The sequence below is a fragment of the Salinispora pacifica DSM 45544 genome (genome assembly GCF_000378845.1).
Lineage (GTDB): Bacteria > Actinomycetota > Actinomycetes > Mycobacteriales > Micromonosporaceae > Micromonospora > Micromonospora pacifica.
Genome location: NZ_KB905359.1, coordinates 939,204 through 951,060, shown reverse-complemented (window position 1 = coordinate 951,060; position 11,857 = coordinate 939,204). Strand labels below are relative to the sequence as shown.

Here is an 11,857-nt window from a genome sequence, read left to right as displayed (position 1 = left end):
TTGACTGCGGGGCTTCGGCGAGGTAATGATTTCCCGATTGGGGTGGCCGGCACTGACCCGCTTCCAGTCACTGCTGCGGCTACTTGACCTCACCTCGGCAGTCATCGCCGCCGACGCCCTGCATACCCAGCGCGGGAAGGGTGGCGGCGACGGCGATCGTCGCCCACAGCCCAGTGTTGGTGACCAGCACTCCGCCGGTGCGGTAGGCCAGGGATCCGGCCACCCCGTTTGCGGACGCCAGCCAAGCGAACGCGGTCGGTGGACGAACGCCCGTCAGGTTCTCACTCAGATCGGCCAGCAGCGCCGCTGTCGCCGGGGTGATGAACACGCTGGCGAGAACGCCAGTGGGTACAGGGCCGGAGCGGACCGGGCGGAGTCCATACGTCTACCGTCAGCCCTCGGCTTGCGCGTGCCGGCCTTCGCCGACCGGCGTGGCCGAAGTCGCTGCCGGTTCGGCGTGCCGCGCTGCCTGCTCCGCGAGCATCTGCCCGAATAGCCCGTTGGGTCGTCCACAGTCCCGACACAGGAAGTTGTCGTCGAGCTGCGGGCCACCACAATGGTCGCAGCGACCCCGATCCCGCGGATCGTGGTATCCCCGCAACGCCTCCACCAATGCCCGGGCGACCGGGGCTCGCAGCGCCAGCCGCGACTCCCGCCCGCTCAGGCATATCGTCAAGTCCCCCAGAAGCGGCGCGCTCGGATCCAGCGCGTCGATCCGAGCCACGAAGTCTCGCACAGCGGCCAGGACACCATCGGGTACAGGCAGCGACATGGCCTCGACCCTACGGCAACCCACCTGGCGGTTGTCGTTCATGCTCGAACAGCAAGCAGCCGCCCCGCCACGACGCACAAGCATGCCAGGTACGGGTTCCGCTGCCTGTCCCGGGACGGGCAAACCGTGCACGCCGAGGGCGGGCGGGCGGACATCCGCATCGACCTGAAGACCCTGCGCCCTGCCGTCTGGGCGGATGACACGCGGTCGGTAATGAAGGCCCTGTGTCGTTACGGTGACCGGGTCTTCCAACTCATCGCGCACCACCACGAGGTCGAGGACGAGGTGCTCTGGCCGATGCTGCGGAGCGGGAGCTCACGGACCGGGGACACGGCCGGGCTTCGTCACGGCTCACAACCCTGGTCGATCCGGGTGTTAAGGTCACTGCCTTCGAAGATCAAAGTGAGTCGCGAACCAGACTTCGTGCGGGAGTGTGTGCGATGACCGAGGATTTCTACTGCGACGAGGCGCTCAGCGGCCGAACGAAAGTGGTCGTGGTGGCAGAGACCGATGAGGTTCTCGCCTTCGAACACACCAGACCCTTCTGGCCGGTGCACATCGTCGTGGTGCCGAAGCGGCATGTGCCGTCGCTGGTTGACCTCGGCGACGCCAGCGTGGATCTCTTACAACGCGTCCTCGAGGTGGTCCGTCAGGTCGCCGGCCGGGTTGAGCGGGAGCAGGGCGCCTGCCGGGTGCTGACCAACCTCGGCCGCTATCAGGACTCCAAACACCTGCACTTCCACGTCTGTAGCGGACAGCCGCTTCAGCCTGACCCGGCATAGGTGCGACGAGCGGACCGGTGCTCTCCGGTGCCGAACGCGACCGCCCAGGTATCGATGCACCCGTGCCGGGCCCGCACGCGGCGGCGCAGATTTCGTGTTCCTGGCGGCGGTGGTTCAGGTCGAGCGCCGCAGGTAACCGTTCCGCCCGAACAACACACCGCGGTCCAGGAACAGATTGAAGAATCGGCACGACGGCTCACCCAGGTGCATGCAGGCCGCACACGCGCCACTGCCGATCCCACACCCCGGATCCAGTGGACAACGGTGCTCCGCGGTAGCGAAGGCGGTCAACAGGTCATCAAGGTTCGACTCGAAGACCGCCTGGATGCCACCGAGTACGAAGTCGCTCCGGGCGGCCGGGTACAGGAAGAAGCCGAGATGATGGGGCACGAGATACTCGCTGAGCGCGTCACGTTCGATGCCGGAGAAGACGGCGGTCTGTCGGATGAGTCGGTGGGCGTAGGTGTGAATCAGCCTCAGCACGTCGGCTCCGATCGACTCCACCAGCGGATCGTCGCGTTTGGTGGGAATCGAGGCTGAAGCCAGGATGGCGACTCGGGCCATGACCGGGTCGGTGCAGTTCGGCGTCCATCCCGGTAGCTGGTGACCGCGACCGGCCAGCCACGTTCCCACCCGGATCGGGTCGAGCCGGATCAGTAGCGCCTCGGTCTCGGCGAGGTTGCCGTAGAGCCGGTAGCCGCCCCGCCTGCGCCGGAACGGCATCAGCCGACACTTCGACGGATCGTCCGCACCCCGCGTGTAGCCGTACATGGCGTTGAGGATCGGGAACCGGTCGATCAGGTCGAGCCCGTCGATGCCGGCCCGCCGCAGGGCCGGCGGGTACTTCTCCCGATAGCGCTTCTCGAGTGGGTCGTCGGGGTCCGGCAGACGCAACGCGGTCGTCGGTGTCCGACTCTCGGCCAGGGCCATCGCGATGTCGACGGCCTCCCGTTCGACCACCGCACGTCGGGTCGGGGAAAGTCGGTCGACCGGGTGATCACCTGCCCTGGCCGGCTGGCCAGTCGCCTCGGTGGGCATGCCCACCGGCAAACCCTCGACCACCCAGATCAGTGTCTTACGCGGACCGCCGGCGAGGCTGAGGTTCTCCCCATGCTCGGGCCGAGCTGGGTGGATCAGCACCACGCCTCGTGGCACATAGACCATGCGGGCCTTGTGCACGTTCCAGCGCACGGTGCCGGTACCGCACCCGCACTTCTTCTGGAAACCCAACCCCCGCATCGTCGGCGTGGCACAGACCGGGCACACGAAGCGAATGTCCGCCGCCTTGGCGCTCCTCGGCACGACCACCCGTACGTCGTCGTGCTGCGGGCATCGCCGGATCCAGGGTTCGGTGATCGCTCCGCACTCGTGCACGCCGACGAAATGGAGCTGACCCCAGTTCCGGTTGCCGCACCTGCAGCGTGCCTCCGCGGACCTGCCGATGCGCTTGCAGCACCGGCACAGCCAGGTTCGCGGGTACTTCTCGACCGTCACGCCACGGCGTTCATCCAGCTCGACGACCTCCACCGGTACCTTGCGCAGCAGTTCCCCGGCCATGCCGCCATCTGTGTCGTTGGCGGTCCACGCGCCGATCTCGGTCAACAGACTCCACCGTACGACGTCAGGGTTGATCTCGATCGGGTTCGGGGCCGTCCACTCGTTGACCCGGTAGATGTCGCCGCGCAGGTCAACCGTCTGTGCCGGCAGGAAGGTGCGCAGGATCTGGCTGCCGCTACGGGAACCCAGCTTCGCCATGTCGCCCGCCTTCAGTCGTGAATCGGAGCTTGGGCCTCGACATCGCGAAGGCTCCGCATCGGGGAGGGGTGGCCGATCTCGCTGATGAACCGCGCCGTGGTGGTGGGGTCCGCAAGGCCGGCGAACCACTCCCGGACCCACTCGACGATCTGCTGTCGGTGTAGGGAATCCTCCGGCCCGTCGAGACCGAGGAGCTCCGCCACGGCCGCCGCCTCGACGTCGGGCGTCAGGTCCACGTCCCGGAGGTACTGGTGCAGCTTCGCCGGGTTGCTCAATTGTTGCCTGCTGGCCGGCTCGTGCACCATCAGGGTGCGCGCCGAAACCAGCCCGGGAAGCGTGAGGGCGAGGACGCGCCGACTGCGGCGGGTGATCGGGATAGCGTCGACGAACCGATCGCCCTGGCGAACGTACTTGTCGAAGTGCCGGAACGTCTGGGCGTCGCGTTCCCGGCCGATCTTGTGTAGGACGTACACCAGGCCCGGATGCCGACGACCGACCCGGGCGGTGGTCTGGATGAACTCGGCCGTCGTCAACGGCAGTCCCAACATGACCATCGTGTTGAGCCGGTCGATGTCCACCCCGTGCGACAGCATCGAGCTGGCCGCGAGTACGTGAATGCGGTCCGAGAACTCTTCCTCTGGCTTCTCCAGCCGTTCCAGGATGTCCCGCACCTCGTCGAAGTCGGTCTGCCCGGTGAGCTGCTCGACGTTGATGCCATCGACGGTGCTGTTGCTGCCGAGGCTCCGGCCGGCTGCCTCGACGTCGTGCAGGGTGGAGCCGTACACCACGTTCGTACCGTAGAGGCTGAGCAGTGCGTCGACATGCCTCGGATCGATCCCGGCCTCCGTGCAGACGGCCGACGGCGCGTCCGCCAACCGGCGTACGCTGCGCTGCAAGGCGTCCAGAGTCCGGTCGCTGACGTGCTCCACCGTCACCCCACGCGGTGCGACCGCCACGAAACGCCGCAGCTTGTCCGACTTGCGCACCGTCCAGAATGACTCACCGGAGCGGGGACCCGGCTGCGGGAAGACCCGGCCTTCACGCCGGTAGAGAACCTTGACCTGCCGGTCGTACCCGATGAGTGTCGCGCTGCCGGCCACGATCTTGGCACGGTTACCGGACAGCTCCTGCTGTAGATAGTCGAGCAGACTCTCATAGTGTGAGTCGACGGCACCGAGACTGTCGCGGAGTAGGTGCAACTCGTCCTGCAGTCGCAGCGACGGTGCGAACCGGTCCGCCGGCATCGGCAGCGACTGGAGCGCCCCCTGGCAGCTGGGCACCAGACAGCCGTTGGGTGCCTTCGCCCTGGTCGCATAGGTGAAGCCGTGCCAGTCAACCGAGCAGACTTTCAGCGGCGGCCCGACGAGACCGCGCATCGCCTGCTGCAGGCCGATCGAGGCGGTCTTGTCCAACGTTCCCACCACCACGGTCGGGAGGAAGCGGAATATCTCCTGGTCAACGACGTACACCGGCAGCGCCCCGCGCCGCCAGGGGCAGCGCGGGTTGGTGCAGTGATGTTCCAGCTTCCAGCGTTGCCGGTCGAACTTCATCCGCAGGCTTTCGTCCCGACAGAACGGGCAGTGCAGAAGTACCCGGTACTTGTCTGGAATACCCGGGCTGTCCGGACCGATCTCGTCGCCCGCCGGCCTGGGCACGATCTTGTTGGGCGTACCGGCCTGACCGACCAGGAACCCGAGGCTGAACGGAGCACCTTTGACATCGGCTACCCGACGCGCCACCGCATCCCGGCGTACCAGCTCGGCGCCGGCGAGCACGTCGGCGAAACGTTGCGTCTGTTGCAAACTCAGCAGCCGGAGCGGAAACCGGGACCAGGCCGTCACGCCGGTGCGCTTGCCGGTGAGCCGATCAAAGAAGGCCGTGGTCAACAACAGCCCCAAATAGGTCTCGGTCTTGCCGCCGCCGGTGGCGAACCAGACAGTGTCGACGAACTTCGTGTCCTCGGCGGGTTCGGCGAGGAAGCGGATCGCGGACAGCAGGAAGCCAACCTGGAACGGCCGCCAGGCGTCGTAACCGCGCCCCTGTGCGCTCCACCCGATCGCCTGGTTCATCAGCTGGAACGACTGGCGAATATGTCGATTGGTCGCCAGTAGCTGCAGCCCGGTCTGAAGCCGGTCGAGTTCGGCGAACACCTCGACGGCCGCCTCGTCCGCCGCGGCGCGCATTCCCGGCGTCCAGCCCTCAACCGCCTCCCGGGTAGCCAGCGCCGAACCAGACCAGTGGGCCTGGTCGTACGCTTCGAGCGCGTCAACCAGCGCGGTGAGCTCCGGAACCGGGTCGGCGGCGAGCCGCTCGAACGACAGCGTCGGCTCCGGCCGGCTGCTGTTCCAGTAGTCGGGGCGCACGGTCTGCACCGTGGTGGTGTCCGAACTGCGGAACACCCCGGGTGCGGGCACCTCGACACCCACGTTGAGGCCGTACGCCGGCACGTCGCGGTCGTGGCGGAAGCTGTCCGGCAGGGCCTCCAACTGGAACGGGGTGGTGCGGAGACCAGCGACCTCAAGCTGCGTTTCGTACAGGTGCGAGTCGGTCCGATCGCGCGACTTCTCCGGGCTGGTGTTGACCAGCTGTACGACCAGTTCGGGGTCCTGATGCCAATCCTCCACATCGATCCGGACCTCAGCCCTCCGCCCCGGCGCGCCCACCGCGGCGAAGGCGTCCCGCAACTGCTCGGCACCGAAGGTTCCACCTTCGGCACCGGTCACGACGGAGATCTTCTCTGCGACGGGACCGGTACGCCACCAGCGTCGGTCCGGGTCCGGACCATCCTTGGGGTCCTTGACCCAGGCACGGGCCCGCACCGTCACCGTCATCGACCACGGCGGTGCCTCGGCCGGGCGGAACCGGATGCCGATCGCGCACGGGTCCAGCCGCTCAGCTCGGTCGTCGTTGGTGCCCTTCCGCACCTCGTCCTCGCACCCGAGTCGTCCCAGCCAAAAGGTCTCCGACGGCGCCACGTCCAGTCGATCCAGTCCGTCGCCCCGGCCCGCCGCGACGACCCGTCGATCGAGCCAGGTGACGAAGGCATCGCACGCCTCCTCCAGCGACTGCGCCACCTTGCCGCTCATCGCGGCTTTCTCTCCGTCGACGGGCCGTGCCCCGGTTCGCTGCCCAGGTACGGCCGCAGCGCCATCCTCTCCGTCGACCGCTGCAGCCTGCTCATGGCCAATCCCTGGATCTGGCGGATCCGTTCGCGGCTGACGCCGTGGTCTGCGGCGATGTCGTCCAGGGTCTCCTCCGCCCCGGTGCCGAGGCCGAACCGGCGGCGGATCACGTTGGCGGCTCGGTTGGGGAGCACGGTGCGGAGGAGGCGATCGAGCTCGTCGCGCAGCGTCTCCTGTTCGACGATCGATGCCGGGTCGGTGCGCCCATCCCGCTCCTCGTCGTGGACGAGGACGTCGGAGAGGCGAAGGTCACCATTCACACTGAGTAGCAGGTCGATGCTGAGGACCGGTTGGCCAAGCTCCAGCATCGCCTGCACCCTGCCCGGCTGCATGCCGGTGGCGTCGGCCAGTTCGTCGAGCGTCGGCTCTCGGCCCAGCCGGTCGGCGAGCTTCCGGGTTGCCCGCCGGATCCGCTGGATCCGTTCCCGGACATGCATGGGTACGCGGATCGTCCGGCCGTGGTTGCCGATGCCCCGTTCGATGCTCTGCTTGATCCACCACGTCGCGTAGGTGGAGAACTTGTAGCCCTTGGAACCGTCGAACAGATGGGCGGCGTGGATGAGACCCGTGTTGCCGTCCTGGATGCGGTCGGCGAACGCTACGCCGGTCTGGCGGTATTGCCGGGCCTTGGCGATCGACACCACGAGGCGCAGGTTCGCGCACACCAACGCCGTGTGGGCGCGCTGCCCCTCGATCGCACGGTGTCGCAGCGACCGGCGGTCTGCCGCGGACAGGTCCGGTCCGCTGGCATCGAGTGCGGTCCGCGCCGCTGTCCCCTGCTTCATCAACGACCAGAGCTCCACCTCGCGAGCGGCGTTGAGCAGTGGGTATCGGCCGATCTCCCGGAGATACTGGCGAACCGTGTCGTCGGGTGGTTCGTAGGCCTGTGCGGCGGACCTGACCGGTTCCGTGCCGGCCGGGGCTTGGAGGTCAACGCCGGCGTCGGCCAGGAGGCCGAGCAACTCACCGGTCTGTGCCGCGGTGAGGCTTCGCCGGGTTGCCAGCAGGGCGACGTCCGCTCGGGTGAGCCTTCCCCCCGTCCGGGTCCAGTCGCCGAGAAGGTCCTCGAAGGCCTGGCCGACGGCATCGTCTGCGGGAAGGAAAACGGGAGGCGCCGGATCGTCGTCGAACATCCACCCGACGTCACTGTCTGGTGGGTCGTCATCCAGTTTGGGCTCAGACCCGCGCTGCACCGGCTCGGTCCCGGTCGCGGTCTCGGTGGCGCTGGTGGAGGTGGTGGCGGTAGTGGTGGCCTGAGCTTCGGGTGCCGAGGTGGCGGCTGGGGGACGGGTGTGGTCGCTGCCGGCGTGGGGCTGGGCCAGCGCCACGACGAGCGCATCAATGTCGCTGCGGGTAAGGCGGTGTCGGGCGACGAACTCCGCGATCGCGGATTGTGCCTGGTGTACGTCCTGGCTGTCGATGATCGCTCGTAGTTCGTCCACGAGTGCAGCAGACGCTTTCGCGGATCGCACCATTTAGGTGATGATGGCGGTAGTCATGCTTCCTCCCCTGGTTGGTAGCGCTCAGCGTAGGGAATGAGTGCGACAAAGAACATGAATCGAACAAATGTTCCATTTCGTCGTCAGTGCGGTGCCGCACGCCCAGCGGTCTCCCAGCTTGAGCGCTGCGCCGTACACTCGGTCGGTGCTTGAGGTGGCGGGGGAATTCGAGATTCACATCACGGCTCATGCTCAGCACGCCGAGCGGATGGCGGCGTTTGCCGCTGAGCACGGGGTCAAATTTATCCACATTGTGCTTGATCGTGGTGAGTACGTCTCTCAACCGATGCTTACCTTCACCGGGCACGGCGCCTTGGCTGAGCAGCACGCCACGGTGCAGCGTAGGCAACACGAACTGCGCACGGCCGGCATCCACCCCTGCCGTTCGAAGATCGAGGCGGCGCCGTGGTGCGTCGGCGTGCCGCAGTCAGACGAGCAGGCCGAATCCGAGCCGAGTGGCCGGTACTTCGAGCATCACGTGAAGCTGCTGCTGACCGGTGCGGGGGTGGCGGATCTGCTGGCGCTCACCGATGTGGTCGCGCCGCACGGGGCGCGGCTGTCCCGCAACGCCCGCCGGACGTTCGGGGACGGTACGCAGGAACGGTTCGTCACCCAGCGCTGCCACGGCGTCGGACTCGCCTCGGCCAAGCGGCAACTGGACGAGCTCGTCGAGACCCTTCGGACCGCGGGCCACGAGCCCAGGACGGTGGAGCAGGAGTACGTCGTCTTCGACAGCGACCTTCGCCACGACCGCGGCTGGCTGGACCCGCCCACGTCGGGCACGAACGACTGGGCGCTTAAGCGCGAGCGGGGGATGAGATCCGCGCCAGGTGGCTCCCCGCACTACCCGCCGACCTACCAGCCGCTACCCGCGAGCCTGACAGTGCGGCAGAGTGCCGCCTTCGACCCCGCCCTCAAGCAGTACGCGAACGCCTACCGCGCCGGCGAGCCCGAATTCCTCGTGACCGCCACCGGCCAGCGGTGGAGCGACGCCCGACGTACGGCCATGAAGCACCTCCTGTCCGCGATCGCCGCGACGACCTGGCGTCAGCATCTGGTCCTCCGCGGCAGCGTCACCATGGCGACCTGGGTCGGTGCCGCCGCCCGGGAGCCGGGCGACCTCGACTTCGTCGTTACTCCGCACACCATCACCAGCGACAGCGCCGAGGCCCGGGCACTGCTCGATGACCTCAAGACCGCTATCCGGACCGCACCCGGCGCCGGCCTGCACCCCGACCTGATCACCGAGTCGGCCATCTGGACGTATGAACGCGCCGACGGACGCCGGCTCGTCATCCCGTTCAGCGCACCCGAGGCACCCGACGGCCACGTGCAGCTCGATGTGGTCTTTGGTGAAGAGCTACCCCTTGCACCAGAGGCGCTGATACTGCCCGAGGTTGACGCACCGTTGTTGGCCGCGCCCGCCGAGCTGGCGCTGGCGTGGAAGCTGCTCTGGCTGGCCACCGACACGTACCCGCAGGGCAAAGATCTCTACGATGCGGTCCTGCTCGCCGAACACACCACTGTCGACCGTGCTCTGGTCCGCCAGCTCATGCGCGCGGAACTCGGTGCCGAAGCCGATACCTTCACCGCCGAGACTGTGCTGTCGTGGCAGGTCGACTGGACCAACTTCACCGACGAGTGCCCCGCAATCACGGGCACCGCCGAGCAGTGGATCAGACGGCTGGCACTGGCCCTCGATGGTGAATGGGTCTGACAAGGTTCATCTGGTGCCCGTGCAGATCAGAGATTGTACTTTTCAGTACCGTGCCGACATTCCGGTGATTCATGACCTGACCGTCGAGTTTCAGCCCGGTGCGACGGTGTTACTCGGCCCTGACGGCGCCGGCAAGTCCACGCTGCTGTCGCTGATCGTGGGGCTGCTGCGGCCAGAAACTGGCACCATACGGATTGGCCGGTTGGTCAGTCACGCCCGGCGTACCCGGTCCCGATACCGTCGTTCGGTCGGTTGGCTACCGCAGCGCGTCGCGGCGATGCCGGGCTTGAAGGTGCGGGAGCAGGTCGCCTATGCGGGCTGGCTGAAGGGGCTCAATCGCCGGGATGCCTGGGCCAACGCGGCGCAGGCGTTGGGTCGGGTTGGCCTGCGGGAGCTGGCGGAACGACCCAGTAGGGCGCTTTCCGGTGGCCAACTCCGCCGGGTCGGGATTGCGCAGACCCTGGTCCACGACGCGAAGCTGGTTGTGATGGACGAACCCTCGGCCGGGTTGGACCCGCAGCAGCGGCGGGTGCTGCGGGAGGTGCTAGACGGGATTGCCGGCGACGTCGACCTGCTGGTGTCGACGCATCAGACCGAAGACATCAGTGATATCTACCAGCAGGTGATGGTGTTGGATCACGGCGTGGTGCGGTTCCACGGTGGGGTGCCGGAGTTTATGGCACTGGCTCAGCCGAACGTCGAGCTGTCTCGACGGGCCGAGGACGCCTACGCGCAGTTGATCGGTGCGGAGGTATGAACGAGCGGAGCGCTGGCAGCTGGCGGACGATCTACCCCTGGCGCGCTCGTGCCGAGACCTACGTGACCGGGCCGATGCTCGCCCTGGTGCTTCTCCAGGGGACGGCAGTGGCCGATACGGTCACGTCCGGGTACTGGATGGCTGCGGTGGCCAAGGTCAGCCTGATGTTGAGCATCCTTGTGGCGATCTGCGCGGTCTGCGCCGCCTGGGAGGGGGCGCGGCACCGCGGTGGCGGCGTCAACGAGCTGGACATCGCCCGACCGGTGTGGGTGGTCGCTGCCGTCGCGGTGGCCCCGACGCTGGTGATGGGGGTGGTCGGGCTCGGCGAGGTCGCTGCCACGCTACCGGAGGCGGTGACCAGCGATGTCCGCGCTGCCGACACCAAGCAGAGCAACGCGGCCGAGACGGTCGTCATCGGCCTACCGGCCAGGCCGGACCCGCAGATCGTGGTGATGAGCCTGGGGACCAGGATGGTGCCGGACACACCGCCGTCCTGCGCAGCCCACGAGCCGTGGCCCGGTGCCCACAACCATGCCGCGTTAACGGTGTGGGTGGCGTTGGCAGCCGGCGTGCCGGCATCGACGTTAGACTCGGCCGCCCCGCCGGAGCCGATCGACCTGGTGGTACGGGTACGTCAACAACTCGACAACGAGCAGCAGCTGGCCTGGTACCGCGCCAACCCTGTGTCGATGGGCGACTGCACGACCCCGCCGCGACCTGACCCAGCTTCCTTCGCATCGGAGCAGCCGCGGTGATCTGGTGGTGGCGGACCCGCGCGTTGACCGCGGTGACCGTCGCGTTCGCCGGGAGCCTCGCCGCCGCGATCATGATTGGAGGTGCGGTGCTGCCGCTGCCCAGTCTGGCTGGGGCGTTGCTCGTGCCGATCGTGTTCGCGCTGTTGCTGCCGCTCGTCCCGATCGTCATCCTCTGGCATGGCATCGACCGCAGCGGCGGTGACCTGGAGACCACCGCGGTCCGCCTGGCGGCTGCTCGGGACCTGGGTGTCGCTGCGACGATCGTGCTGGTGACCGCGACTCTGGTCGGCGTCACCTCGGCGACCGGCTGGTGGCAGCTCGGTCCCGGATATCTGCGTAACCTCATCGGCTTCCTCGGGCTAGCCCAGCTGGTCACCCCGATCATCGGCACCCGACTCGCGGCGCTGGCCCCAGTCGGCGCGGTGATCGTCAGCGCGCTCTTCGGCACCGGCCACGGTGGCCTGGTGCGCTGGTGGGCGTGGCCGGTCGCCGAGACCCACTCCACACTTGCCTTCGCCGAAGCGGCACTGCTGCTGGGGGCCGGTGCGGCGGTAACGGTGTGGCGGTTCAACCGAAGCGGGCCTGCTCGGTTGGGCCGTTGGCGAGTAGCCCGACAGCCGACCCAGCCGCGCTGATCC

General features: G+C 67.8%; 10 protein-coding genes. 5 read left to right on the top strand and 5 right to left on the bottom strand.

Features of this window, described 5'->3' with window-relative positions; genetic code table 11:
- Nucleotides 1–79: 79 nt before the first annotated feature.
- Both SALPAC3_RS0104335 and SALPAC3_RS0104330 read right to left on the bottom strand, forming a co-directional pair.
- Nucleotides 80–328, bottom strand: a complete 249-nt coding sequence (locus SALPAC3_RS0104335) for a hypothetical protein (protein WP_018220052.1) — start codon at nt 326–328, stop codon at nt 80–82.
- Nucleotides 329–391: 63 nt separating this feature from the next.
- Nucleotides 392–772 carry a hypothetical protein gene (locus SALPAC3_RS0104330; RefSeq protein ID WP_018220051.1) on the bottom strand — a complete coding sequence of 127 codons (381 nt, stop codon included), beginning with the start codon at nt 770–772 and terminating at the stop codon, nt 392–394.
- Nucleotides 773–1,212: 440 nt separating this feature from the next.
- On the opposite strand from SALPAC3_RS0104330, the gene SALPAC3_RS0104320 reads away from it, so the two are divergent.
- Nucleotides 1,213–1,554 (top strand): HIT family protein, encoded by a 342-nt coding sequence (locus SALPAC3_RS0104320; protein WP_018220049.1) that lies wholly within the window; start codon nt 1,213–1,215, stop codon nt 1,552–1,554.
- Between the two features lie 114 nt (nt 1,555–1,668).
- Here SALPAC3_RS0104320 and SALPAC3_RS0104315 read toward each other — a convergent pair whose 3' ends face one another.
- From SALPAC3_RS0104315 to SALPAC3_RS0104305, 3 genes are read right to left on the bottom strand one after another with little or no spacing between them, the layout of a single operon-like run.
- A complete protein-coding gene (locus SALPAC3_RS0104315) occupies nt 1,669–3,309 on the bottom strand; it encodes a hypothetical protein (RefSeq protein ID WP_018220048.1) in 1,641 nt (546 codons plus the stop codon).
- An 11-nt stretch (nt 3,310–3,320) separates the two neighbouring features.
- Nucleotides 3,321–6,395 (bottom strand): helicase-related protein, encoded by a 3,075-nt coding sequence (locus SALPAC3_RS0104310; protein WP_018220047.1) that lies wholly within the window; start codon nt 6,393–6,395, stop codon nt 3,321–3,323.
- Entirely contained in the window at nt 6,392–7,933 is a 1,542-nt protein-coding gene (locus SALPAC3_RS0104305; RefSeq protein ID WP_018220046.1) for a sigma-70 family RNA polymerase sigma factor, read from the bottom strand. Before SALPAC3_RS0104305 ends, SALPAC3_RS0104310 begins: the two co-directional genes overlap by 4 nt.
- Before the next feature lie 202 nt (nt 7,934–8,135).
- Between SALPAC3_RS0104305 and SALPAC3_RS0104300 the strand changes: the two genes are divergently transcribed.
- The 4 genes from SALPAC3_RS0104300 (at nt 8,136) to SALPAC3_RS0104285 (ending at nt 11,854) form a co-directional block, all read left to right on the top strand.
- Complete coding sequence (locus tag SALPAC3_RS0104300; RefSeq protein ID WP_026185225.1) at nt 8,136–9,707, top strand: nucleotidyl transferase AbiEii/AbiGii toxin family protein; 1,572 nt, start codon at nt 8,136–8,138, stop codon at nt 9,705–9,707.
- A gap of 64 nt (nt 9,708–9,771) precedes the next feature.
- A complete protein-coding gene (locus SALPAC3_RS0104295; protein ID WP_018220043.1) occupies nt 9,772–10,464 on the top strand; it encodes an ATP-binding cassette domain-containing protein in 693 nt (230 codons plus the stop codon).
- Nucleotides 10,461–11,219: a DUF7224 domain-containing protein gene (locus SALPAC3_RS0104290; RefSeq protein WP_018220042.1), complete on the top strand. Its 759-nt coding sequence runs from the start codon at nt 10,461–10,463 to the stop codon at nt 11,217–11,219. The genes SALPAC3_RS0104295 and SALPAC3_RS0104290 overlap by 4 nt, the downstream gene beginning before the upstream one ends.
- Complete coding sequence (locus SALPAC3_RS0104285) at nt 11,216–11,854, top strand: hypothetical protein (RefSeq protein WP_018220041.1); 639 nt, start codon at nt 11,216–11,218, stop codon at nt 11,852–11,854. Before SALPAC3_RS0104290 ends, SALPAC3_RS0104285 begins: the two co-directional genes overlap by 4 nt.
- The last annotated feature ends 3 nt before the right edge of the window (nt 11,855–11,857 follow it).

Coding starts and splice junctions, on each gene's coding strand:
- SALPAC3_RS0104320 (WP_018220049.1), top strand. CDS start 1,213: ATGACCGAGGATTTCTACTGCGACGAGGCGCTCAGCGGCCGAACGAAA.
- SALPAC3_RS0104330 (WP_018220051.1), bottom strand. CDS start 772: ATGTCGCTGCCTGTACCCGATGGTGTCCTGGCCGCTGTGCGAGACTTC.
- SALPAC3_RS0104315 (WP_018220048.1), bottom strand. CDS start 3,309: ATGGCGAAGCTGGGTTCCCGTAGCGGCAGCCAGATCCTGCGCACCTTC.
- SALPAC3_RS0104290 (WP_018220042.1), top strand. CDS start 10,461: ATGAACGAGCGGAGCGCTGGCAGCTGGCGGACGATCTACCCCTGGCGC.
- SALPAC3_RS0104310 (WP_018220047.1), bottom strand. CDS start 6,395: ATGAGCGGCAAGGTGGCGCAGTCGCTGGAGGAGGCGTGCGATGCCTTC.